We start from the raw sequence: 23,203 nt of genomic DNA, 5'->3' as shown, positions 1-23,203 counted from the left end.
AATCTCGATGGCGCCATGTGTCGCAAGGAGATCCGCACGTTGTCGCAATCCCTGACGCTGCGCTACGACAAGGTGCTGTTCATCCTCGATCCGACGGAACGGGCAACGGCGCTCTCGGGTCAAAAAGTCATCGTTTGCGATTATCCGGACGGCCGCCTGGAGATCATGCACGAGAGTTTTACGCTGCCTTATAGGACGTTCGACACGCTTCGCTCCGTTCACCGGTCGCCTGTGGTTGAGAACAAGAGACTGGATGACATGCTGTCACTCGTTGCTCAGATGCAGGAAGGTCGCGATCTAAAGCGGAGCAAACATGGTCCGCGCCGAACCGGACAGGTCAACAGCATTTTTGATATCCCGGACGGCAGCCAGAGTAATGGATATCAAAAGCGGGGTCGTAAGCCTGGGCGACGGACGGATTTCATGAACGATCCTGAAGTGATTGTAAGACGGCAAAAGGCGCTCGCGCGAATGGAGGCGGCTGAATGACAGCCGCATTCGGCCCTTAGCGGACAGTTGGAAACGTGATTTCGTTTAGTTTGGAAAGCCCCGGATTGGTGGCCAAATATTCATCAAGTTGAGGATCTTCTTCGTAGCGAATTTGTTCGTCCAAGATGTCGAAGTCCTTACCCAATTCGCGGCGTAAAAGCGCTAGTAACCTGTCTACATTTGCGTTGAAATGATCGCACAGGGACTGAGCCCAAAGACTTGGATCGGGCGGATACAAAGGATTAAGATAGCCTGAGTGCTCGAAGTCCAGTTGATCTCTCAAATTTTGAGCTAAATCAGAAAGCTCCACGCGCGCAGGTTGGCACTGTCGCCCTTCGAGATCAAAGAGCGACGCATCGACAGGCCCTAGCCCGAGCCTGTCGCGTGTTGCAGTATCACCGGCCCACAGGCAGCCACCAGCACCATAATCGAAGAAGAATCTGAGAACACCGTTCGCCATGCCTAAGCCATAGCAGCCTCTCGAGTAGCAACAAATCGCAATTAGCACAAATTTTGCTCGCGGCGACTGAATGACCGCTCTTGGCGCAAAGGTGCCCTCGCGACTGAGGAAGCTAAAGCCGAAGAGGAGCTTCATCACCCGCCCCCTCCCTACCCTTGCAACCCGGCCCAGCCGGTCCGGTCGGGGGCTGATTGTCGGAGCCAGTGTCGCATTTCTAACGGGCCAGCGGCGTCGCATCTCTAATCAGCTTTGACATTGTATGCGCGCTGGCGGGTTCGAGAATGACGTCAACCTGCAAATGTTCCTATGGGTTGTCTCCTGCAAGGCACATTCAGTGAAACACGCCTGTCCCAATACCGGCATGGATGAGAGAAGCCAGATCGCTCGCTGGCATAAATGGCCCCTCGTCTAATCACACAGAACCTTTAAAACTCGCTGATGGAACGCTTCTTGTGAAACCTCAGCGGCAGGCCCTTCGATCCATTCCAAATCGAGATGCAGTTTTCCTGCAGGAACCATTTGCTGTGCGATCTCAGCCGGTGTGGTTTCGTCGCTGGTTCCGTTCTCCCAGTCGTGAAAGGCTGATGAGTATCGAACGACCGCTCCACTGGTCGGCAAATCGAGCAACCCTCCCTCGGCAAAAAACGTCAAGCCGTCGCCCATTTCTTCCCCGACGAGCTTGAGCCTACGTCCCAGACGATGTTTGAGAATGGCCACAAATACTATCGCTGCAGAAAACGTGAACTTATCGACAAGCACAACAACCTGCCTGCCTTCGTTTTCAGAGATGGCGTCGATCAAGGGCATAGTTTGAAAAAAATCGCCACCGGTGTTTCCGCGAACATCAATCAAGAGTTTGTTGTTCCCGCAGGTTCTCACGCGCTCCGCTGCAGCGGAGATGGCTTTCGGCAGCGCACTTTCGCTTGGGTCGAAGAAACTCGGCAATAATATTGAAAGCCCAAACTCCTGCCGGTCCTCAATCTCCACAAATGCCCGAGGTTTCCAGGCCGGGTCAGCCTTGCCATGCTCGTTTCTCGGGTAGAGCATCGATGCCGGAACGGTAAGCCGGTTCTCCACTTTCAGGTCGGTGATCTGCGCATTCTCGCCTTTCAGGCGATATTCAGTGCTACTCTCTTTTGAAGAAAACCCGAGATGAGCCAATGCATATGGCCATGCGAGGAGAATCGGTCCGATCACCCGTTTCCGCTGGCGCGTTCCCGCCAGAAATTTCCCTGCGGCGGCTTCAATCTGACCAAGGGGTATGCCGTTGACTGCTATCAGCTCCCCTCTTGGCACAGTTGTTTCCAGTGCCGTGTCAGTTAACTGCACCGCCGTTCCAACGCTTACAAACCTCAGCGGGAGCACCGAAATGGAATCGTTCGGGATCAACAGTGTGTGTCCGTTGTCGGGAAGCGCAAGCAGGCGCATCGCGGAAAACAGAAAGGCCTCTTTGGAGCCCTCCAAAGCGTATCGTCGGGTATCATACATGCAGCGGTCTATCATCGCCGGTTCGATGCGCCGAAAGCTGGGATCGATTGGCAGGACAGTGTCCAGAATTTTCTCGAGGTCTTGCATCAGCGACATGATCCACGATGCGCACAGCTCTCCGTCGATGTCCAGATTGGGCTTGAGCCAGACCTTCCCTCTTCCCGTAAAATGCAATTCTTATATGAGTTTAATATAAGCCGACAAGTCATTGTATTTATTATAAAGCGTCCAAAAATAAAAACTTGGCCGTCTTTTCTATGAGGGACTCCATCTGCCGCCGTTTATCTGTTATTGCTCCTAGCGAAGAGCATTGGCGCATCGAGGTAGACTTTGCCTAAGTAAATACCGGTCTCAATCCAGTTTCACCCTGTGCGGATAGCCACCGGCTGTCGCCGCATGATCATGTTCATCGGGTGGTGGCAAGAGACCGGTCTGGCATCGTTACAATGTGCCCTGCGCAGCTATGCTGTTTCAGCTCTTCACCACTCCAGAACACCGCCACGCCGTTCCCGCATGGGTTTTCTCCTGCACCATCTTGGTGGACTTCCGAATGGAAGACCAACCGACTATGTGCAATATATTTCGGGTCCAGTGGACCGTTACACCCAGAACCGCGCCGCAGCCCTGGATTGCCTGCAGCGGATGCGGAGAAGCGAGGCCATTTCAGCCGAGCGGCAAGATCCGCCTCAATGCCAATGGCCGCAAGCTGGATGCCTGGCTCATATACAGATGCCGGATATGCGACAGGAGCTGGAACCGGCCGATCTTTGAGCGGCGGACTATTCGCGACATCAGCCCTTCTGTTCTCGAGGCGCTGCAGAACAATGACCCGCAATGGATAAGGTTGGAAACGTTCAATCTCGAGGCGTTGAGACGCAGATCGCCGCGCGTCGACGAGTTTCCCGAATTCGATATCGTGAAACAGATACGGGATGAATCTCCGGATTGGGCCGTGGCGGAAATTGATCTCATCGTTCCGTTCCAGACCGGTATACGCCTCGACCGCCTGCTGGCGTCTGAGCTCGGGCTCTCGCGGTCGCTTCTACAAAGGCTTCAGCGCGGCGGCCGGATTCGCACGCACGGCGACGCCTCCGATCCATGGCGACGCCAGGTGAAAAACGGCACGCGGATCGTGATCGAGCGGTGCGATGGCCTTGATCCGGCATGTTTGTGGAAATCTGTCACGGCGGAGTGCTAGCGCACAGCGAGGGCCTGAAGTTCGGGCCCTCGCGATGCGCATCAATCAGTTCGATGCGGCTTTGAAAACCGCCAGCTGATCGGCAAATGCGCGTCGGTAGGCGGGACGCGCCTCGCCTCTCGCCACATAAGCTGCAAGGTTCGCATATTCATCGAGAATGCCAGAGCTTTTTATCCGTTGCAGCACCGATATCATCAACAGGTCGCCGGCGCTGAACGCGCCATCGAGCCACTCGCCCTCACCCAGTCGCTGGGACAGTTCGCCAAGTCGCTTGCGAATACGTTCATCGACGATCTCCAGGCGTTCACGATGCCAGCTCTTGTCCCTTTCGACAAAACCGGCGACAAAATGCTCGACTATCGGCGGTTCCACGGTGCTGAGCGCCGCAAACATCCACATGATCGCGCGCGCCCGCGCGTTCGCTTCCCGCGGCAACAGGCCGGCGTGGCGCTCGGCTATGTGGAATATTATCGCACCGGTTTCGAACAGGACGAGATCGCCCTCCTCATAGGTCGGGATCTGCCCGAAGGGCTGAAGTGCAAGATGCCCTTGCTCCCGCATCGCCTTGAAGGAAAGAAGCCGAACCTCATACGGTTGCCCCACTTCCTCCAGTGCCCAGCGGACACGCATGTCGCGGGCAAGACCTTTGCCACCATCGGGCGAGCGTTCAAAGGCGGTAATGGTGATTGTCATTGCTGTTCTCCATCACTCCCCCATGCAAAATTGCCCCCGCAATTCCGTCGCCCGGCGTGGTGTCACAATAGGCGCCGGAATGAGCGAAAACAACGCATCGTGTTGTCGGCACACGCTAAAGGGCTGGCCATTTCACGCAAAAACTCTAAGCTCCTGCGCTGGAGACGGATTGCCGCACCATCAGTTTTCAGTTCAAATGATTAGGGAGAAAGCACCAGATAAGCCTGCGTATCAACGATATAGCGCCCGACTTCACCGCCGAGACCACCCATGGTCCGATAAGCTTTCACGACTGGATTGGCGACGGCTGGGCGGTCCTGTTTTCGCATCCGAAGAATTTTACGCCGGTCTGCACCACCGAACTCGGCGCCATGGGCGGCCTGCAGCCGGAATTCGAAAAGCGCGGTGTGAAGATCATCGGTATCTCGGTCGATCCCGTCGAAAGCCATGAAAAATGGAAGAACGACATCCGCACCGCCACTGGCTTCAATGTCGATTATCCACTGATCGGCGACAAGGACCTGAAGGTCGCGAAGCTTTACGACATGCTGCCGGCCGGCGCCGGCGACAGCTCGGAAGGCCGCACACCGGCCGATAACGCCACCGTACGCTCGGTCTTCGTCATCGGTCCTGACAAGAAGATCAAGCTGGTCCTCACCTACCCCATGACCACCGGCCGCAACTTCGAGGAAATCCTCCGCGCCATCGATTCCATCCAGCTGACCTCGAAACACCAGGTGGCGACGCCAGCCAACTGGAAGCAAGGCGAAGACGTCATCATTACCGCCGCCGTCTCCAATGAGGATGCGATTGCGCGTTTTGGTTCCTATGACACGGTTCTTCCCTATCTGCGCAAGACGAAGCAGCCGGGCTGATTTGAAGCCTGATGGGGCGGCGAAACATCATCGCCCCATCATCGCAATTTTCATGGCTTTATGATCCCGCCATGATAGTCGAGCCGGTACGCCTCGAAATGTCCGAGATAAATGCGCTCGACGCCGGTGAACGACTGGAATTCGCCTGCATTCGTGTCGACATAGACCAAATTCTCCACCGGGTGCGTGAAGCCGCCCAGAAACCGCCCTTCCCGATAGAGCGTGGAAAGCGAACGTTGAATGACCATGCCGGCCGTTGTGGCGTCGATCATATCGGGCCGGAGGATGCGGCCGTGATAATTCATCGCCCACATGGCTGTCCCCTGGTGCCAGACGACCTCTTGACCGATGAAATCGGTTCCGCCGAAATAGCTGTCGATATAGTGCCAGTCTCCGTCGCGATAGCCGAGATCATGCGATCCCGTGCGAGTGGGCGTGGCGGATTTGTTGCCCCCGCCAATATATGTGGCAGACTTGGCCCTCACTATGAACTCTTCCAGCATGGAACCCTCTTGGGAAAGAACATAAAGGGAACATAATTCATTTCCGGATCCTTCGCAAGCGCCACGCCCTGCCCTTGCCTCGCCCGCAATTTACCAATCGCAGGCTTGGTAATCGCGGCGTTTGCGCTTAGAAGCATGGCAGAACGATCCAAAAGAGTGTCCATGCAGCAAAATCCGCAAATTTACGTCGATGCCGATGCCTGTCCAGTGAAGCCGGAAATCCTCAGGGTCGCGGAGCGGCATGGGCTGGAGGTAACCTTTGTTGCCAATTCCGGTCTGCGCCCGTCACGCGACCCCATGGTCAAAAATGTCATTGTTTCCGCCGGTTTCGACGCGGCGGACGACTGGATTGCCGATCATGCCGGCGAGAACGATATCGTCGTTACCGCCGATGTGCCGCTGGCCGGGCGCTGTGTTGCCAAAGGCGCACTGGTGACGGGCCCGACGGGCCGCGTTTTCGACCAGTCGAATATCGGCATGGCAACGGCGATGCGAGACCTTGGTGCACATCTGCGCGAAACCGGTGAAAGCAAGGGCTATAATGCCGCTTTTTCGCCACGCGATCGATCCGCTTTTCTGGAGACCCTTGACCGTTTCTGCCGCCGTGTCAAAAAGTGATGCCGCAAGCAGAAAGGCCCAGCCCATGACCCCGGCCAGCTCCAACAGCAATACCTATCGCCGCCATCAACCTTTTTTCATCGCCGTTCTTGTCGGGGCTTCCGGCCTCGGTATTGCATTGGCTCTCGCGCCTTCCGTGGCAATAGAAATCGCGGCAGTTTCTTTCTTCCTGACCTATCTGATGCTGGTTGCCTTTCGTCTTTCCAAATTGACGGCGCAGCATCTGAAAGCCCATGCCGACAGCGACGATCTCCCCGCAATTGCCATCATCGCCGTGACGCTGCTGGCAGTGACCGTCGCCGTGGTGTCCCTTTTTCAGGCGCTAAACCATACTGGTGAAACCGTCTGGACGCTGGTCATCGCTTTCGCCTCGGTGATTTTCGGCTGGTTGACCATCCACACCATGACGGCCCTGCACTACGCGCATCTTTACTGGCGTCCGCACACGGTCGACGGCAAGCGCCAGCATCGCGGCGGCATGGACTTCCCCGCGACCAAAGAGCCCTGCGGTTACGACTTTCTCTATTTCGCCGTGGTGATCGGCATGACGGCGCAGACCTCGGACGTGGGTGTGACCACGACCGCCATGCGCAAGGTCACGTTGCTGCACTCCATCGTCTCTTTCTTCTTCAACACGGTTCTGGTAGCGGCAGCCGTCAATGCCGCAGTCTCGCTTGCCGGTTGAACCGGGATTTTTTCAAAGGAATGGCTTCATGAACATTATGTCGCAAAATACGGCCTTTGGTGGCATGCAGGGTGTATTTTCCCATGTATCCGAGACCCTGAAATGCGAGATGACCTTTGCGGTTTATGTACCGCCGAAGGCAATCCACGAGCCATGCCCCGTCCTGTGGTATCTCTCCGGCCTCACCTGCACCCACGCCAATGTCATGGAGAAGGGCGAATATCGCCGCATGGCTTCCGAACTTGGTCTTATCGTCGTGTGCCCCGACACCAGTCCGCGCGGCAATGACGTACCGGATGAACTGACCAACTGGCAGATGGGCAAAGGCGCGGGATTTTATATCGACGCGACCGAGGAACCCTGGTCGGAGCACTACCGGATGTACAGCTATGTGACGGAGGAGTTGCCTGCACTGGTCGGCCAGCATTTCCGCGCCGATATGAGCCGTCAGGGCATTTTCGGCCACTCAATGGGCGGCCACGGCGCGATGACAATCGCCCTGAAAAACCCCGAACGGTTCAAAAGCTGCTCCGCTTTCGCGCCGATCGTGGCTCCCTCCTCCGCTGACTGGTCGGAACCGGCGCTGGAAAAATATCTGGGACCGGACCGGGCAGCATGGCGTCAATACGACGCCTGCTCACTGGTGGAGGACGGTGCGCGTTTTCCCGAATTCCTGATCGATCAGGGCAAGGCCGATAGTTTCCTGGAAAAGGGCCTGCGGCCATGGCTGTTCGAAGAGGCGATCAAAGGCACGGATATCGGCCTGACGCTGCGCCTGCACGACCGCTACGATCACTCCTATTATTTCATCTCCACCTTCATGGACGATCATCTGAAATGGCATGCCGAACGGCTCGGATAAGCGGCAAACACAAAGCGGGCGGCGCCTGCGAACGCCGCCCCTTTAGGCCCACCGCATCTCACGGGATGCGGGCGATCACCTTGATCTCAAAATCGAAGCCCGCAAGCCAGTTGACGCCGACGGCGGTCCAGTTCGGATAAGGCTGTTTGCTGAAAATCTCCTGCTTAACGGCCATGATCGTCCCGAACTGGTTCTGCGGGTCGGTATGGAACGTCGTCACGTCGACAATATCGTCGAACGTGCATCCCGCGGCCTTGAGCGTGGCCGCGAGATTTTCGAAAGCAAGCCGAACCTGACGCTCAAAGTCGGGTTCGGGCGTTCCGTCGGCACGGCTGCCGACCTGGTCGGAAACGAAAAGAAGGTCACCCGACCGAATTGCCGCGGAGTAACCGTGCTGTTCGTAAAGCGCGTGCCGGTCTGCGGGAAAAATTGCCTCGCGTTTGCTCATCTTGCATCTCTCTTTTTGGCTGAGTGGCGTCGGAAGAAGAACTCCGGACGCCCAATTCACATACGTTTCGTATGTGAGATAGTGACCTACACGACGCATGTCAATTGAGATACGTGACGTATGTGAATATCGAGACGCACTTTGTCAAAGCAGAAGATGGTTTCCGGCGCTGGCGCGCTGATGACTGCCGCAGTCCCGCTCACGCCTTTGGTCCAATCTATGGAAACAGCGCTGTCGCCAGCGTGGTCGGACCCGGCCGGTTCAATCTGAATTCGCGGATCACCCGCTCGGCAACGCCATAAGCAAGCTCCTGTTCTAAAGCCTCGTCATCGAAGCTGACGACGGTGGCGGTGAATTTGGCTTCGGCGATCACCTCGCCCGTGGCCACGGCGGCGGCCCGCACGATCACCTTGGCGGAGGCCTTTTCACCGAAAAGGAAGGGACCGCGTGTGACGGATGCAAGGCGGATGGTCAGCACCACGCGCGGTCGGGTCTCTCCCCGTGCTGTGGTCTTGATCGCATTCTGAACCTGCGCATGAATGGACTGCATCAGCGCCGGCGCCACATCCGGTCGTGCTGCAACAAACGCGCCGCGCACGTCGTAAAGCAGCCGATCCGCACTGGTCGCTTCCGGTTCAAGCCTGAAAGACATGAGCATGAAACACGCCAGCACAATGATGCCAAGGCGTTTCAGCATGGTTGTCATGATCTGTGGCTCCCCTTACGTGAGGTAGCCTGATGATCGTCGATCAGGGTTAGAAAAGCGTTAAGATGCGCTCGTCAGAGACTCCAGAACATTGACCGCGGCACGCATGTCGATGAGACGGACGGCCCGGCGCTCCAGCGCCTCCTCATCCTCACCCCATTGTTCCGCAGTCCAGTCTTCATCCAGATGGGCAAGCGCCCAGGCTTCCTCAAGCGTCAGCTCTCCTTCCGCCAGCGCCAGGGCCAGAATGGCAGACCCTGTCAGCGACGTCATGGTATGGAGTGCCGCGAGCGCGATCGGTGTATCGTATTTTTTCAGCGTCACTGCAAAGGCGGCGATAGCCTCCCGCGGCTGGTCGCGATGCATGACGCCCTCCACCAGAATGAAGCGCGCGCCAAGCACATTGGCCGCCCAGTCGAGCACGGGATCCCAATGGTCCGTCTGGCGCGCGACCAACGCTTCCGGTTCACCAGCGCGGTAGCAGAGGAGATCGGAGGAGGAAAACCGCAATATATCCTCGAAAACCGCCTGGGTATCATTGGCGACGCCGTCGATGGCCGTGTTCACGTGGCGCGACACCGGCATGACAACCGGATTGACGACCTCGGTCTGGGCGTCCCATTCATCGCGAAGCAATTCCGCGAGCGACCTCGACGGCACGACCAACGGCTTCTTGGCGGGGGTGCGCAACGGCTTACCGTCGAGAAGGATGGTGAAGCCTTCCTCTGCCGCCTCGCCGACCGTCACATCCTTGTAGAACCGCTTGGGCAGCGGTTTCTGCATCTGGATCTGCGCGCGCAAGATCGGATCGGGGTGGCTCAGGCCTTCCGAAAGGTCGTTCAGGAGATCACGCATGGCACATCCTCATCGGTCGGTAGAAAGGATAATTAGGGATTATCGGTCGGAACATAGACCGGGATTTCACGCGGGTGGCTGACGACCGCATCGGCGCCCGCCGTCCAGAGTTCGTCGACGGACGCATAACCCCAGGCGACGCCGATCGCTTTTGCGCCCGCAGCTTTTGCCATCTGCATATCATAGACCGCGTCGCCGATAACGACAGTATCGGCCGGAACCATGCCGGTTTCATGGCAGCATTCCATCACCATGGCCGGATGCGGCTTGGAAGGGCAATCATCCGCCGTACGCGAGACAATGAAGTGCCTGGCAAATCCATGGGTTTCGAGAATGTGGGTCAGCCCGCGCCTCCCCTTGCCCGTCACCGCACCGATCAGCACGTCATCCCGCCTTGAAAGGGTGTCGATCAGCGGGGCGATGCCCTCGAAAAGCGGCTCGATCATGCCCGGACGTGCACGGATCGGGTGGTAGATTTCCTTATAACGCTGGGTCATCGCCTGAACCTCGTCATCCACATGCGCCTTGCCGAGCATGCGGGCGATGGCGATATCCAGCGTCAGACCGATGATCGCCTTGGTTTCGGAGATATCGGGGCGCGGCTTGCCGAAATCGGCGAAAGTATCGGCCATGACGGCATGGATAAGGCCCGCGCTGTCCACCAGCGTTCCGTCGCAATCGAAAAGAACCAGTTTCATCTGCCGTCAGTCTTCCCTATCGCCATCGGCCACGTCGAGACCGAGCAGGTTCCAGGTCTGTACCATATGCGGCGGCAGGGGTGCGCTGACCCGAAGCCGGCCGCCATTCGGATGCGGAATGTCGATATGGCGCGCATGCAGATGCAGGCGCTTCTGGATGCCGCCCGGAAAATCCCAGTTTGGATCGTCGATGTAATATTTGGGATCGCCGATGATCGGGTGCCCCATATGCAGCGCGTGCACGCGAAGCTGATGGGTGCGGCCGGTATAGGGCTCCATTTCCAGCCAGGCGAGGTTCTGCGCGGCGGTATCGATGACGCGGTAATAGGACACGGCGTGATCGGCGCCCTCCTCGCCATGCTTGGCGATGCGCATGCGGTCTCCGTCGATTGTCTGTTCCTTGACCAGCCAGGTGGAAATCTTGTCCTGGTGCTTGCGCGGCACGCCTTTGACGAGCGCCCAATAGGTTTTCTTGGTGTCGCGTTCGCGGAAGGCGGCGGTCAGTTTTTGCGCGGCACCTCTGGTACGGGCAACCACCAACACACCCGACGTATCACGATCCAGCCGGTGCACGAGACGCGGCTTTTCGCCCTTCTGGTTGGTCCAGGCTTCCAGCAAGCCGTCAATGTGCCGGGTCACCCCCGAGCCGCCCTGAACGGCGATGCCAGCAGGCTTATTGAAAACGAACACCTTGTCGTCTTCATGCAGCAGCATTCGTGCCAACAGCTCGCCATCGGCGGAATTTTTGAGGTCCTTAGAGCCGATCGGACCGCTCTTGGTCTTCATATCGGAATCGACCGGCGGCACGCGCACCATCTGTCCCGGCTGCACCCGCGCGTCCGTCTTCACCCGGCCACCATCCACACGCACCTGGCCGGATCGCAGCAGCTTCTGCAACTGCCCGAACCCAAGCCCCGGATAGTGAATCTTGAACCAGCGATCGAGGCGCATACCGGCCTCGTCGGCCTCGACCTTGATATGCTCGATACCTGCCATAAATTTTCCAGTCTCTCTGTCCTGATCGCGCAGCCGTTTCTTCGGCGCGCCGTTTGGATCAAGCCTTTAGAACAAGTTGCGGCCCAAGGCCAGCCCGGCGAAAACCGCAGCGATGGAAACCGAAAGGCTCGCAAGAACGTAAACGGCAGAAAGGCCGAGCGCGCCGCGTTCAAAAAGCGAGACAGCATCGAGCGAAAAAGATGAAAACGTCGTGAAACCGCCGAGCACGCCGGTCACGAGAAAAAGACGCATTTCCATCGAGGCATTCAGACGTCGCGCCACGAGCTCCACCAGGAGACCGATCAGGAAAGAACCCACCACGTTGACCGTAAGCGTTCCCCAGGGGAAATTCACCCCCGCCAGCCGGACGCTCCAGACGCCGACCAGATAACGGAAGACGGAACCGATTGCGCCGCCCGCTGCGACAAGGACTATATTGATCATGCATTTATCTCCGGAGGGAACGGCCGGACCTCACGGTCCGCTTAGATTTCTAGACCACGTAAACCGCCTGCGAAACCCTTGGCCGGGCACTGCCAGCTGTTAAAATACGATTAAATTGCGCCTCCGCGATTTAGCCTTCCAACAACACGCAGATGCTAACCTGCGGTTTTTGAAGGTCGGCAACGATGGCCGGAGGTTGGATGACACAGGTTCTTTCCGTTTCTGCGAACACGGCAGCCTATGCGCTGGAGGCTGTAAAACCGTCACAGCGCGTGCCGCGCCGGAGCGAGGTCGAAGAGGCCATTCACGAACTCGCGCGCAAGGCCGAGAACAGCGACGACTTCCAGCTTCGCGGCATGATGACTGTGATCAAGCCACCAGCCCTCACCCTCTATTTCCTGACCGTCGCCAGCCAGCATCAGGAACCGCAGGCGACGCTTGAGCAGGCCGTGGAGGCATACGAGGAAAACAACCTCCCCAAAAAAGCAGATGATATTCTTTTGAATCAGGATGATAGACAGACACCCTGATGTCGCTTGTTAGATGTCAATCCTGTCGTTGCGGGAGTGGCATTCAGCTTGGTGTCAGGTTGAGTTTCTAGATATCTACACCCGGCTTCCGGAAATCACCAAAAGCGAGCGTCATCCGTTTTCCGCCGCGGCGCCGAAACAATAGACCGGACAAATGAGAAATCTTGCGGCTACCGGACCTGTCACGCGTTCCGGTAGCCGCTTTTCATTGGTCAATTATGTTGATGGTCGCCGCCGCCCTTGGCAGCTCCCGCAGACAGTATGACGTCGACCTTCCCGGCTTTTTCGAAGATCAGCGTTACCGGCACTTTGTCTCCTTCGGCAAAGGGCTTCTTCACGTCGAAGAACATCATGTGCAGGCCGCCCGGTTTCAATTCCACGGTCTGACCGGCGGGGATGACGATGCCCTCGTCCAGCTTGCGCATCTTCATCACGTCATTGACCATGGCCATTTCATGGATTTCAGCGCGTCCGGCGGCAGACGATTCGACAGCGATCAGCTTGTCGTCGCTATCGCCGCCATTCATGATCGTCACATAACCGCCACCGACGGGCTGGCCCGGCAACATGGCCTTCGTCGCGCCGCCAGACACTTCGAGATTGCCAGCCTTCACGACATCCATATCCATGCTCATGCCTGCGTGATCATGGCCGCCCGCATGGGCATTGGCGGTGACCTTGATGGTCGGCGCCGGATTTTTCAGCGAGTGGGGATCGACACCGGCTGCAGCCACTTCATCCCAGGAAACCTTGCCCTTGTCGCCGCAAAGCTGTGTCACCTTGAAGGGTAGTTCCTGCCCCACCTCGACGCCGGAAACCTTCCCCTGCACGGCAAAGGTATCGTAGAATTCGTCCGGCAGATTGCCGCCCTTCCAGCGAATTTCGACGGGCCCGCTTTTGATCTCCTTGCCGTGATTTTTATAGGCCTTCTGGTAATCGCCCTTGATGACCTCCAGCTCCCAGCCGACCTTCGGCTGCGGCTTGGCGGAAATGAAGCCCTCCGGCAGCTTGATCTGCACTTCCGTCGTGGCAAGCTCGCCTTCGCAACCGTGCGGCACCTGAAGAGCGGCGACGACAGTGCTTTCCTGTTCGGCCGAGCCGTCAACGAAGGTGGCGTGAGCAAAAGCCTGCGCGGTGGAAACCGCGGCGATAAAAAGGGTCGATGTGATGATCTTGGTGGTTTTCATTTGTCTGTCCCTGCGACTGCCAGCCCTTCGGGTTCAAGCAGCCGTTTCTTGCCACCGGTTCGGCGGCGATGATCCTGTAAGATGAAAAATCAGGCGGACAAGGCTGGCGGGCCGCGTGCGACCGGTTTGCGGATCGTCGGGACCGGGTGGAAACGCCAATCGGTGGACGGGCGGTTCTCAAGCCAGGCAAATTCGGTCTTCAGCCAGCTTTCCTTGTCGGGGACCGGCAGAAGAATGGACGAGGCCAGCAGGCAGGCCTCGCAAAACAGGATCGCGTCGCCCGAATGGGCGGGCCCCTCCTTGGCATGCGAGGCATTCACCCCGCCGCCATGGCCGAGGCAGATCTCCGCAAAGGTGCCATCAGGCAGCCGGTAGCTCTCATCGAGCGCGACTGCGGGGGCTGCGGCAAGCGCCGGCCTATGGGCAAAACCGAGCGACAGCATCAGGATTGCACAGAAAATGCGAAGCATTTTCTCGATCCCTGTCAGCCGTCTTTTTCGATGTGCGCCCATGATCTCATGCGATATCGCGCTTCCCTTCGATTTCAAAGGGGAATTTTGCCGCAGGCTTGACGTGTATGAGGAACAATCGCCGCAAGGCGGCATTTTCCTGCAACACGGATCGTTTAAGGGAGACATGACATGCCTGCCAAATCGAAAGCCCAGCAGAAAGCCGCGGGTGCAGCACTCGCCGCCAAAAGGGGCGAAACGAAGAAATCCAGTTTAAAAGGTGCTTCAAAAAGCATGGAGAAGTCCATGACGGAAAAGGAACTTGAGGATTTTGCCTCAACGAAACGCAAGGGTCTGCCGGCAAAAAAATCGGAATGACGGCGTCTTTCCACCGCCATTCCCATTCGTTGGAATGATGACGGAATGACAATATCAAAACGTCGTTGCGAGAGAGATGAGGGATGATGGCGCAGATGGAGCAAGAATCTGTTCAGATGCGTCATTTGGTCCTTGCCAATAGCGGGTCTTCGAAGATAATGAGCGTCGCATCATCGTTGGGAGAAACCGCTTCAATGCGGTGCCGAAGGAGCAACCGCCCCGGAAACTCTCAGGCAAAAGGACCAGCGATGACGACGGAACTCTGGAGAGAAGCCACCTTTCATAAGGACGGCTCGCCGAAGGGATAACAATCTCAGGCGACAAGGACAGAGGGGGCTCTTGAACCGGCGCATCTGCGCCACGACCTGAGCCCGCGCGATTGCTCGCGCAACCCTGGAGGCGTCCTTGGACGATACCGCCGCGCTGAAAACCACGCCGCTTCATTCCCTGCACCTGTCGCTTGGCGCCCGCATGGTGCCATTCGCCGGTTACGACATGCCCGTGCAATATCCGGCCGGCGTTTTGAAGGAGCATCTTCAAACCCGCACCTCAGCCGGTCTCTTTGACGTCTCCCATATGGGGCAGGTGATTGTGAAGGCAAAGTCCGGCAACAACGCCGATGCCGCACAGGCACTGGAAAAGCTGGTGCCGGTGGATATTCTCGGCCTCAAGGAAGGCCGCCAGCGCTACGGTTTCTTCACCGACGACAAGGGCTGCATTCTTGATGATCTGATGATCACCAATCGCGGCGATCACCTTTTCGTCGTCGTCAACGCGGCCTGCAAGGATGCCGACGTCGCCCATATGAAGGCGCATCTTTCAGACAGCTGCGAAATCACCCTTCTCGAGGACCGCGCCTTGATCGCGCTGCAGGGCCCCCGCGCCGAGGAGGTACTGGCCGAACTCTGGACGGGCGTTTCCGAGATGAAATTCATGGACGTGCAGGAGGTGCCGCTGCACGATGTTGCCTGCATCGTCTCCCGCTCCGGTTACTCCGGTGAAGACGGCTTTGAAATTTCCGCGCCGGCAGACAAGGCAGAAGAGATCGCCAGGGCCTTGCTCGAACATCCCGATTGCGAAGCCATCGGACTTGGCGCGCGTGACAGCCTGCGCCTGGAAGCAGGCCTTTGCCTTTACGGTAATGACATCGACACCACGACCTCCCCCATCGAAGCATCGCTGGAATGGGCGATCCAGAAGGCGCGCCGCGCCGGCGGTGATCGCGAAGGCGGTTTCCCGGGCGCGGAACGCATTCTTGGTGAACTGAAGGACGGTACATCGCGCCGCCGCGTCGGCCTGAAGCCCGAGGGCAAGGCACCGGTGCGTGGCCATTCGAAGCTTTTTGCGGATGCTGAAGGCAAGACGGAAATCGGCGAAGTGACCTCGGGCGGTTTCGGTCCTTCGGTCGAAGGCCCCGTCGCCATGGGTTACGTGCCTGTTTCTTACGCCGCTCCCGGCACTGCGATCTTCGCGGAAGTGCGCGGCAAATATCTGCCCGTCACCGTCGCCGCCCTGCCCTTCATCAAGCCCACCTACAAACGATAATTTCATCCCATCTCCGGAGAGAACACGATGCTGAAATTTACTGCAGAACACGAATGGCTGAAGTTCGAAGGCGATGTCGCCACCGTTGGCATTACCAGCCACGCCGCTGAACAGCTCGGCGATCTCGTTTTCGTCGAATTGCCGGAAGTGGGTGCCACCTTCTCCAAGGATGGAGAAGCCGCAACCGTTGAATCCGTCAAGGCGGCTTCCGATGTCTATTGTCCGCTGGATGGCGAAGTGGTCGAGATCAACCAGGCCATCGTCGACGACCCCTCGCTGGTCAATTCCGATCCTCAAGGCGCCGGCTGGTTCTTCAAGCTCAAGCTTTCCAACGTTGCAGATGCCGATACGCTGCTCGACGAGGCAGCCTACAAGGAGCTGATCGCGTAATGACGACGCCCACCGAATTCCATTTCACCGACTATCAGCCCTATGACTTCGCCAACCGGCGTCACATCGGGCCGTCGCCGTCGGAAATGGCCGAGATGCTGAAGGTCGTCGGCTATAAGAGCCTCGACGCGCTAATCGACGCCACCGTTCCCTCCTCCATCCGTCAAAAAGTGCCTCTCACCTGGGGTGCGGCCTTGACCGAACGTGAGGCGCTGGATCGTCTTCGCGAGACGGCAAACAAGAACCAGGTCCTGACCTCGCTGATAGGTCAGGGCTATTACGGCACCATCACGCCGCCGGTCATCCAGCGCAACATTCTGGAAAACCCGGCCTGGTACACGGCCTATACGCCATACCAGCCGGAAATCAGCCAGGGCCGTCTTGAGGCGCTGCTGAACTACCAGACCATGGTCTGCGATCTGACCGGCCTTGACGTCGCCAACGCCTCGCTGCTCGATGAAGCGACTGCGGCCGCCGAAGCCATGGCCATGTGCCAGCGCGTCGCGAAATCCAAGGCGACCGCCTTCTTCGTGGATGCCAATTGCCATCCGCAGACCATCGCGCTGATCGAGACCCGTGCGGCCCCGCTCGGCTGGAAGGTGATTGTCGGCAACCCCTTCACCGATCTCGATCCGGTCGACGTGTTTGGCGCGATCTTCCAGTATCCCGGCACGCACGGACATGTCAGCGATTTCTCCGGCCTGATTTCCCGCCTGCATCAGACGGGCGCGATTGCCGCCGTCGCCGCCGATCTTCTGGCCCTGACGCTGCTGAAATCTCCCGGCGAAATGGGCGCTGACATCGCCATCGGCACCTCGCAGCGCTTTGGCGTTCCGGTCGGCTACGGCGGTCCGCATGCCGCTTACATGGCCGTCAAGGATGCGCATAAGCGCTCCATGCCGGGCCGTCTCGTCGGCGTCTCGGTCGATGCGCGCGGCAACCGCGCCTATCGCCTGTCGCTGCAGACCCGCGAGCAGCATATTCGCCGTGAGAAGGCCACCTCCAACATCTGCACGGCGCAGGTGCTGCTGGCAGTCATGGCTTCGATGTACGGCGTCTTCCATGGCCCGCAGGGCATCAAGGCGATTGCCCAGCAGACCCACCAGAAGGCCGTGCTGATGGCCAAGGGACTGGAAAAGCTCGGTTACACCATCGAGCCGGAGACCTTCTTCGACACGATCACCGTCGAAGTCGGCCATATGCAGGGCGTTATCCTGCGTTCGGCCGTCGCGGAAGGGGTGAACCTGCGCAAGGTCGGCGCCACCAAGATCGGCATGAGCCTTGACGAGCGTACGCGCCCGGCAACGCTGGAAGCCGTCTGGCGCGCTTTCGGCGGCAATTTCTCGGTCTCGGATTTCACGCCGGACTATCGCCTGCCGAAGGAGCTGCTGCGTACCAGCCAGTACATGACGCATCCGATCTTCCACATGAACCGTGCCGAAAGCGAGATGACGCGCTACATCCGCCGTCTTTCGGACCGCGATCTGGCGCTCGACCGCTCGATGATCCCGCTCGGTTCCTGCACCATGAAACTCAATGCGACGGCAGAGATGCTGCCGATCACCTGGCCGGAATTTTCCGACATCCATCCCTTCGTACCGGCCGATCAGGCACTCGGTTACAAGGAGATGATCGACGATCTCTCCGAAAAGCTGTGCTCGGTCACAGGTTACGACGCCTTCTCCATGCAGCCGAATTCCGGTGCGCAAGGCGAGTATGCCGGGCTTTTGACCATCCGCAATTATCACCTCGCCAATGGCGGGACACACCGTGATGTCTGCCTCATTCCGACCTCGGCGCATGGCACCAATCCTGCCTCGGCGCAGATGGTGGGCATGAAGGTGGTGCCGGTGAAAGTGCGTGATAACGGTGATATCGATATTGATGATTTCCGTGCAAAAGCAGAGCAGTACGCCGAAAACCTCTCATGCTGCATGATCACCTATCCGTCCACTCACGGCGTGTTCGAGGAAACGGTTCGCGAGATCTGTGAGATCACCCACAAGCATGGCGGTCAGGTGTATCTTGATGGCGCGAACATGAACGCCATGGTGGGCCTTGCCCGTCCCGGCGATATCGGCTCCGACGTTTCGCACCTTAACCTGCACAAGACCTTCTGCATTCCGCACGGTGGCGGTGGTCCGGGCATGGGGCCGATCGGCGTCAAGGCGCATCTTGCTCCTTACCTGCCCGGCCATCCGGCGACCGACGGCCGCGAGGGTGCGGTGTCTGCCGCCCCGTTCGGTTCGCCGTCCATCCTGCCGATTTCCTGGAGCTATTGCCTGATGATGGGCGGCGAAGGGCTGACGCAGGCAACCAAGGTTGCGATCCTCAACGCCAACTACATCGCCGAGCGGCTGAAGGGTGCTTATGACGTGCTCTACAAATCCGAAACGGGACGCGTGGCACATGAATGCATTATCGACACCCGCCCGCTGGCAGACAGCTGCGGCGTGACTGTCGATGACGTGGCCAAGCGCCTGATCGACTGCGGTTTCCACGCGCCGACCATGAGCTGGCCGGTTGCCGGCACGCTGATGATCGAGCCGACGGAATCCGAGACCAAGGCGGAACTCGACCGGTTCTGTGATGCCATGCTGGCCATCCGCGAGGAAGCTCGCGACATCGAGGAAGGCCGCGCGGACAAGACGAACAATCCGCTCAAGAACGCGCCCCATACGGTCGAGGACCTCGTCGGCGAATGGGACCGTCCTTATAGCCGCGAAAAGGGATGCTTCCCGCCCGGCGCATTCCGCATCGACAAATATTGGTCGCCGGTCAACCGCATCGACAATGTCTATGGCGACCGCAACCTCATCTGCACCTGCCCGCCGATGGAGGCCTATGCCGAGGCGGCCGAATAAGCTGTCCTTCGTTCGAGACAGAAAGCCCGGAGCGATCCGGGCTTTTTCGTTTTCCGTCCCGTCGCAGGACGAACCCTCGGCGTTTGCGCGCCCGGACCTTGTTTTAAATCAGCCATTTATCTTTTTTTCCGGCTCGCCTGAAACTTTGCGAGACCGGCTTCCGTCTCTTGTGTCGCTACGGATAACCGATAGCGGCCGCTGGAAGAGCCACCTTTCGGGGCCTTGGATTTCACAAGGAGGAATAATGATGTACAAGCTTTCCGTTCGCGCCCTGACGCTGGCTGCAGCTCTTTCCATCGGCACGGTTTCGGCCTATGCCGCGAACCCCAAGGTGGGCGGCGCGGCGATGTTCGAGGACAAGAACATCGTTGAAAATGCGGTGAACTCGAAAGACCACACGACCCTCGTCGCCGCGGTAAAGGCTGCCGGACTTGTGGAAACACTTCAGGGCAAAGGACCGTTTACGGTTTTTGCACCCACCAACGAGGCTTTCGCGGCCCTTCCGAAAGGCGCGGTCGACGATCTTCTGAAGCCAGAGAACAAGCAGAAGCTGGTCAAGGTTCTCACCTGCCACGTCGTTGCAGCCAATGCACTGTCATCCGCCATCGAAAAAATGATCAAGGATGACAAGGGCGAGCACGACGTGAAGACGGTCGGCGGTTGCGTACTCAAGGCAAAAGAAAGCATGGGAAAAATCACACTCACCGATGAGAATGGCACGGTCGCCCATGTCACCATCGCTGATGTTAAACAATCCAACGGCGTCATACATGTCATAGACAAGGTGCTGCTGCCGAAAATGTAAGGCAGCGCCGCAGCGCCAATGTGGGCTCGAACGACTAAGGCCCGAAGCAATTCGGGCCTTCCTCATTCAGGTGGGCGTAATCCCGGCAGTGAAAAAGAATGGGGTGTGATTGATCTTCATCGCTTCCATGCTAAATCGGATCACACAATCAAGCGATGGAGTGTGCATGCGCCTTATCTGCCTGAACGGTTGGGGCGGAAAGCTCCACGACGAACTCGTCCCTTACATCTCCCTGTCCGACCCGGATATCTTGTGCCTGCAGGAAGTGGTGCATACGCCCGCTGCCCAAGAGGATTGGTTGACCTATCGTGATCACGGCATCGAGCTTCCGCAGAGAGCGAATTTCCTCCGCGATGTCGCCGATGCCCTGCCGGATCATGTCGCGATATTCTGCCCCGCGGCGCAGGGTGATCTCTGGCACGGTACGACTAGATATTTTTCCCAATGGGGACTGGCCACATTCGTTCGCAAGTCCATCGCCATCGTTGCCCAGGCACAGGGCTTCGTCCATGGGACCTTTTCTGCGGACGGATATGGCGATCATCCACGGTCACGCACCGGTCACGCCATTAGGGTTTTCGACTTTGCCACCGGACAGCCGGCTGTCATTGCCCATATGCATGGGCTACGCGACCTCGACGGCAAACACGATACCGCCGCCCGCCTGGCGCAGGCAAAACGACTTGTGAACCTCGTCAAGAACATTGCGGAGGATGGCGACCGGGTCATCGTTTGCGGCGATTTTAATGTCCTGCCCGACAGCGAAACCTTTACCGTGTTGAATGAACTCAATCTTGTCGAGCTCGTCACGACCCGCGGTTTCACAGATACCAGAACCTCACATTACGCCAAACAGAACAGATATGCCGACTACCTGCTGGTCAATCCGGCTGTGAAAGTTGATCATTTCGACGTCGTTAGGCAGCCCGAAGTCTCGGATCATTGCCCGTTGCTGCTTGAATTCAGCTGAAGAAGTGGAGATGCTATGCCTAAGCTCTTCAACGCACCAGCTGGATGTCGCTCGTCACCACTGTCTTGCCGGTCCTGCCGTCCTTATCGGTCGTGCGCAGCCGCAAGCCGTTGGCGCCGACCTTTTCGATGGTCATGGCGGCAACGCGGTCGCCGTTGATATCGCGGTTCCATCGCACCGTCAGATTGATGGCGTTTCCTTTTCTTGTGCCCGATAGTGCGGACGGCCGACCGGAAGGGCCCGTATAGGCGCCGCTATAGCGCCCGCCCTTCTCCGAGAGATCGGCTGCGATCGCGCGCCTCACCACCAGAAGACCGCGGCAAGTGCCGGACATGTTGAGTGACGATGATCCCGCGTTGGAATTCAGCGTGCAGCTGACGTTAATGGGCGGTGTGCCGATCCGGGTAATTACGGTTCCCTTTCCCGCCCACGTGCCCTTCAGCGAGGAGAGAAATGCGCCCTCGTCCGCGTAAGCAGGCTGGGTTGCGAGCAATCCGACCGAAAATAAAACTGCAAGAGCCTTGATCTTCATGGCGATTATCCGTTTTTCCACGAAGCCTAACTCACAAATGCCGTTAAACGTTCCTCCAGCTAATCCCGCAACGGGCAAAAATATCGGAACATCCCTGCTGATGTCGTGCCAATGCAACCAAATGCGGGCACAGATGTTTCCGCCAGCCTCGATCAATTTTTCGATTCCCTGCATATTTATCGGAGTATTTTCATGACGACTGTAGGCGTTGCGGCACCACACGGCCGCCTTCCTTCCGGCGGCCTGCCGCATAGCGGTGGCATCTCGGATCGCACGCTTTTTGCCCTTGCTGCACTGAATTTCTTTCTCGCCGACGCCCGCGACGGTCTCGGGCCGTTTCTGGATGCATTTCTGGCGACACGGGGCTGGTCTTCGCTCTCGCTGGGCATGATCGCCACGGTCGGCGGCCTCGTGGGTCTGCTCGCCACGCCGCTTTGTGGCGCCCTGGTAGATGGAACGACGTGGAAAAGGACGCTGATTGCCATACCCGTCGTCCTCGTGACCATCGGCGCGCTGATCACCTTGATCTTTCCCGATGTTTGGATCGTCTGGACCGGCCAGATCATGACGGCCGTCGTCGGCGCCGTGGTCGGCCCGGCGCTTGCCGGCCTCACGCTCGGCCTTGTCGGCGAGCGCCTGTTTTCCCATCAGATTTCGCGCAACGAGTTCTGGAACCACGGCGGCAATTTCGCATCGCTCTTCGCGACTTATGTCGTCGTCACTTTCTTCGGCATGGACGGCATCATCGGCCTGATGCTGCTGACCGCTGCGGGTGCTCTGGTCGCGACGGCGGCCATCGACCCCGAACGCATCGACCACAAGGTGGCGCGCGGCCTTGGCGAAGACAGGGGCGAACCCGGTCCATCCGGCATCGCGGTCTTGCTGCAGGAACGCGGACTTATCTTTCTGGCCATCATCCTGCTCGTCTTCCACTTCGGCAACGCGCCGATGGGCCGGTTGATCGCGCAGGATTTCGCCATCGAACTTCAGACACCCTTCCGCACCACTGCGATCATTACCGGCGTCGCGCAATTTGCGATGATTTTCGTCGCTGCCATGGCGCCTTGGCTGATACGACGTTTCGGTCTCTCAACCGTCTTTATCATCGCGCTGGTCGCACTGCCGATCCGCGGCGTTCTCGCTTCCGCCTTTACGGACTTCTGGGTCATTTTCCCCGTCCAGTTTCTGGACGGTGTCGGAGCGGGGCTGCTCGGCATAGTCACGCCGGTTGCGGTGGAGAGAATTTTGAAGGGCACGGGCCGCTTTAATGTCGGTCTTGCCAGCGTCATGATGGTTCAAGGAATCGGCGCGTCATTCAGCAATGTCGTCGCAGGTTGGCTGGTGACGAAGGGCGGTTATTCACTGTCGCACCTTGTCGGCGGCGGCATTGCGGCAATCGCCATCGGGCTTTTCCTGCTCTATCGCAACGAGATAGCGCCTAAACAGAATAATGATGGCCTATCTCAAGGAAGGCAGTAACGGCGCAAACAGAAAAGGAGGCCATCTGGCCTCCTTATATGTCGTAGACCGTGTTC

General features: G+C 58.3%; 27 protein-coding genes, 1 pseudogene and 1 riboswitch. Of the genes and pseudogenes, 14 read left to right on the top strand and 14 right to left on the bottom strand.

Going from position 1 to position 23,203, the window contains the following annotated elements; all coding sequences use genetic code 11:
• Positions 1-489 (top strand): annotated as a pseudogene (locus tag BLU28_RS09030) (ISNCY family transposase); the annotation flags it as partial.
• A 16-nt stretch (positions 490-505) separates the two neighbouring features.
• On the opposite strand, the gene BLU28_RS09025 reads toward BLU28_RS09030, so the two are convergent.
• Complete coding sequence (locus tag BLU28_RS09025; protein ID WP_077986245.1) at positions 506-1,084, bottom strand: hypothetical protein; 579 nt, start codon at positions 1,082-1,084, stop codon at positions 506-508.
• A gap of 273 nt (positions 1,085-1,357) precedes the next feature.
• Positions 1,358-2,533 (bottom strand): S41 family peptidase, encoded by a 1,176-nt coding sequence (locus BLU28_RS09020; RefSeq protein ID WP_077986246.1) that lies wholly within the window; start codon positions 2,531-2,533, stop codon positions 1,358-1,360.
• Positions 2,534-3,005: 472 nt separating this feature from the next.
• Between BLU28_RS09020 and BLU28_RS09015 the strand changes: the two genes are divergently transcribed.
• Complete coding sequence (locus BLU28_RS09015; RefSeq protein ID WP_037092773.1) at positions 3,006-3,635, top strand: DUF1062 domain-containing protein; 630 nt, start codon at positions 3,006-3,008, stop codon at positions 3,633-3,635.
• A gap of 45 nt (positions 3,636-3,680) precedes the next feature.
• On the opposite strand, the gene BLU28_RS09010 is transcribed toward BLU28_RS09015, so the two are convergent.
• On the bottom strand, positions 3,681-4,328 hold the full coding sequence (locus BLU28_RS09010) for a glutathione S-transferase family protein (RefSeq protein ID WP_077986248.1): 648 nt from the start codon (positions 4,326-4,328) through the stop codon (positions 3,681-3,683).
• A gap of 200 nt (positions 4,329-4,528) precedes the next feature.
• Positions 4,529-4,657: a hypothetical protein gene (locus BLU28_RS26780; protein WP_267889669.1), complete on the bottom strand. Its 129-nt coding sequence runs from the start codon at positions 4,655-4,657 to the stop codon at positions 4,529-4,531.
• Here BLU28_RS26780 and BLU28_RS09005 point away from each other — a divergent pair.
• Complete coding sequence (locus BLU28_RS09005; RefSeq protein ID WP_234794391.1) at positions 4,607-5,203, top strand: peroxiredoxin; 597 nt, start codon at positions 4,607-4,609, stop codon at positions 5,201-5,203. The two genes, BLU28_RS26780 and BLU28_RS09005, sit on opposite strands and share 51 nt — an antisense overlap.
• A 50-nt stretch (positions 5,204-5,253) precedes the next feature.
• Here BLU28_RS09005 and BLU28_RS09000 read toward each other — a convergent pair whose 3' ends face one another.
• On the bottom strand, positions 5,254-5,706 hold the full coding sequence (locus BLU28_RS09000) for a DUF5680 domain-containing protein (protein WP_045534951.1): 453 nt from the start codon (positions 5,704-5,706) through the stop codon (positions 5,254-5,256).
• Between the two features lie 162 nt (positions 5,707-5,868).
• On the opposite strand from BLU28_RS09000, the gene BLU28_RS08995 reads away from it, so the two are divergent.
• Genes BLU28_RS08995 through fghA form a run of 3 tightly spaced genes read left to right on the top strand, consistent with a single transcriptional unit; the run spans position 5,869 to position 7,871 of the window.
• On the top strand, positions 5,869-6,324 hold the full coding sequence (locus BLU28_RS08995; RefSeq protein WP_077986249.1) for a YaiI/YqxD family protein: 456 nt from the start codon (positions 5,869-5,871) through the stop codon (positions 6,322-6,324).
• Positions 6,325-6,349: 25 nt separating this feature from the next.
• Positions 6,350-7,009 (top strand): DUF1345 domain-containing protein, encoded by a 660-nt coding sequence (locus BLU28_RS08990; protein ID WP_045534953.1) that lies wholly within the window; start codon positions 6,350-6,352, stop codon positions 7,007-7,009.
• Between the two features lie 28 nt (positions 7,010-7,037).
• Positions 7,038-7,871, top strand: a complete 834-nt coding sequence (gene fghA, locus BLU28_RS08985; protein ID WP_077986250.1) for an S-formylglutathione hydrolase — start codon at positions 7,038-7,040, stop codon at positions 7,869-7,871.
• A 58-nt stretch (positions 7,872-7,929) separates the two neighbouring features.
• Here fghA and BLU28_RS08980 read toward each other — a convergent pair whose 3' ends face one another.
• The 6 genes from BLU28_RS08980 to crcB form a co-directional block, all read right to left on the bottom strand.
• A complete protein-coding gene (locus tag BLU28_RS08980; protein ID WP_077986251.1) occupies positions 7,930-8,319 on the bottom strand; it encodes a RidA family protein in 390 nt (129 codons plus the stop codon).
• Positions 8,320-8,536: 217 nt separating this feature from the next.
• The gene (locus tag BLU28_RS08975; protein ID WP_035208812.1) at positions 8,537-9,025 is read right to left on the bottom strand and encodes a hypothetical protein; all 489 of its coding nucleotides are present in this window, start codon (positions 9,023-9,025) and stop codon (positions 8,537-8,539) included.
• A 60-nt stretch (positions 9,026-9,085) separates the two neighbouring features.
• A complete protein-coding gene (locus BLU28_RS08970) occupies positions 9,086-9,880 on the bottom strand; it encodes an ATP12 family chaperone protein (protein WP_022556166.1) in 795 nt (264 codons plus the stop codon).
• Positions 9,881-9,912: 32 nt separating this feature from the next.
• Complete coding sequence (locus tag BLU28_RS08965) at positions 9,913-10,578, bottom strand: HAD family hydrolase (RefSeq protein WP_004441798.1); 666 nt, start codon at positions 10,576-10,578, stop codon at positions 9,913-9,915.
• A gap of 6 nt (positions 10,579-10,584) precedes the next feature.
• Positions 10,585-11,574: an RluA family pseudouridine synthase gene (locus tag BLU28_RS08960; RefSeq protein ID WP_006697448.1), complete on the bottom strand. Its 990-nt coding sequence runs from the start codon at positions 11,572-11,574 to the stop codon at positions 10,585-10,587.
• Between the two features lie 66 nt (positions 11,575-11,640).
• Positions 11,641-12,018, bottom strand: coding sequence for a fluoride efflux transporter CrcB (gene crcB / locus BLU28_RS08955; protein ID WP_006697447.1), 378 nt, complete (start codon positions 12,016-12,018; stop codon positions 11,641-11,643).
• Between the two features lie 200 nt (positions 12,019-12,218).
• On the opposite strand from crcB, the gene BLU28_RS08950 reads away from it, so the two are divergent.
• Positions 12,219-12,548: a hypothetical protein gene (locus BLU28_RS08950; RefSeq protein WP_077986252.1), complete on the top strand. Its 330-nt coding sequence runs from the start codon at positions 12,219-12,221 to the stop codon at positions 12,546-12,548.
• Between the two features lie 212 nt (positions 12,549-12,760).
• Here the strand turns inward: BLU28_RS08950 and BLU28_RS08945 are convergent, their stop codons facing one another.
• Together BLU28_RS08945 and BLU28_RS08940 are read right to left on the bottom strand one after the other, a co-directional pair.
• Complete coding sequence (locus tag BLU28_RS08945; RefSeq protein WP_077986253.1) at positions 12,761-13,735, bottom strand: copper chaperone PCu(A)C domain-containing protein; 975 nt, start codon at positions 13,733-13,735, stop codon at positions 12,761-12,763.
• An 89-nt stretch (positions 13,736-13,824) separates the two neighbouring features.
• Positions 13,825-14,205 (bottom strand): hypothetical protein, encoded by a 381-nt coding sequence (locus BLU28_RS08940; protein ID WP_077986327.1) that lies wholly within the window; start codon positions 14,203-14,205, stop codon positions 13,825-13,827.
• Positions 14,206-14,376: 171 nt separating this feature from the next.
• Between BLU28_RS08940 and BLU28_RS08935 the strand changes: the two genes are divergently transcribed.
• From BLU28_RS08935 to BLU28_RS08910, 6 genes are all read left to right on the top strand, one after another.
• Positions 14,377-14,562: a DUF3008 family protein gene (locus BLU28_RS08935; RefSeq protein ID WP_006697443.1), complete on the top strand. Its 186-nt coding sequence runs from the start codon at positions 14,377-14,379 to the stop codon at positions 14,560-14,562.
• Positions 14,563-14,729: 167 nt separating this feature from the next.
• Positions 14,730-14,817, top strand: a riboswitch (glycine riboswitch).
• A gap of 150 nt (positions 14,818-14,967) precedes the next feature.
• Positions 14,968-16,107, top strand: coding sequence for a glycine cleavage system aminomethyltransferase GcvT (gene gcvT, locus BLU28_RS08930; protein WP_035208805.1), 1,140 nt, complete (start codon positions 14,968-14,970; stop codon positions 16,105-16,107).
• 27 nt (positions 16,108-16,134) lie between these two features.
• Positions 16,135-16,497, top strand: coding sequence for a glycine cleavage system protein GcvH (gcvH, locus tag BLU28_RS08925; RefSeq protein ID WP_004441817.1), 363 nt, complete (start codon positions 16,135-16,137; stop codon positions 16,495-16,497).
• Positions 16,497-19,361 carry an aminomethyl-transferring glycine dehydrogenase gene (gcvP, locus tag BLU28_RS08920; protein WP_077986254.1) on the top strand — a complete coding sequence of 955 codons (2,865 nt, stop codon included), beginning with the start codon at positions 16,497-16,499 and terminating at the stop codon, positions 19,359-19,361. Before gcvH ends, gcvP begins: the two co-directional genes overlap by 1 nt.
• 247 nt (positions 19,362-19,608) lie before the next feature.
• Positions 19,609-20,166 carry a fasciclin domain-containing protein gene (locus BLU28_RS08915; protein ID WP_006697440.1) on the top strand — a complete coding sequence of 186 codons (558 nt, stop codon included), beginning with the start codon at positions 19,609-19,611 and terminating at the stop codon, positions 20,164-20,166.
• A 166-nt stretch (positions 20,167-20,332) separates the two neighbouring features.
• Positions 20,333-21,136, top strand: coding sequence for an endonuclease/exonuclease/phosphatase family protein (locus BLU28_RS08910; protein ID WP_006697439.1), 804 nt, complete (start codon positions 20,333-20,335; stop codon positions 21,134-21,136).
• A gap of 28 nt (positions 21,137-21,164) precedes the next feature.
• Here the strand turns inward: BLU28_RS08910 and BLU28_RS08905 are convergent, their stop codons facing one another.
• The gene (locus tag BLU28_RS08905; RefSeq protein WP_004441826.1) at positions 21,165-21,668 is read right to left on the bottom strand and encodes a hypothetical protein; all 504 of its coding nucleotides are present in this window, start codon (positions 21,666-21,668) and stop codon (positions 21,165-21,167) included.
• A 192-nt stretch (positions 21,669-21,860) separates the two neighbouring features.
• Between BLU28_RS08905 and BLU28_RS08900 the strand changes: the two genes are divergently transcribed.
• Entirely contained in the window at positions 21,861-23,147 is a 1,287-nt protein-coding gene (locus BLU28_RS08900; protein WP_077986329.1) for an MFS transporter, read from the top strand.
• Positions 23,148-23,203: the final 56 nt, after the last annotated feature.

Origin of the sequence: Agrobacterium pusense, assembly GCF_900102105.1 — a bacterium.
In the GTDB taxonomy this organism is placed as follows: Bacteria; Pseudomonadota; Alphaproteobacteria; order Rhizobiales; family Rhizobiaceae; genus Agrobacterium; species Agrobacterium pusense.
The sequence above is the reverse complement of the archived record's forward strand: the minus strand, read 5'-3'. Positions and strand labels throughout refer to the sequence as shown.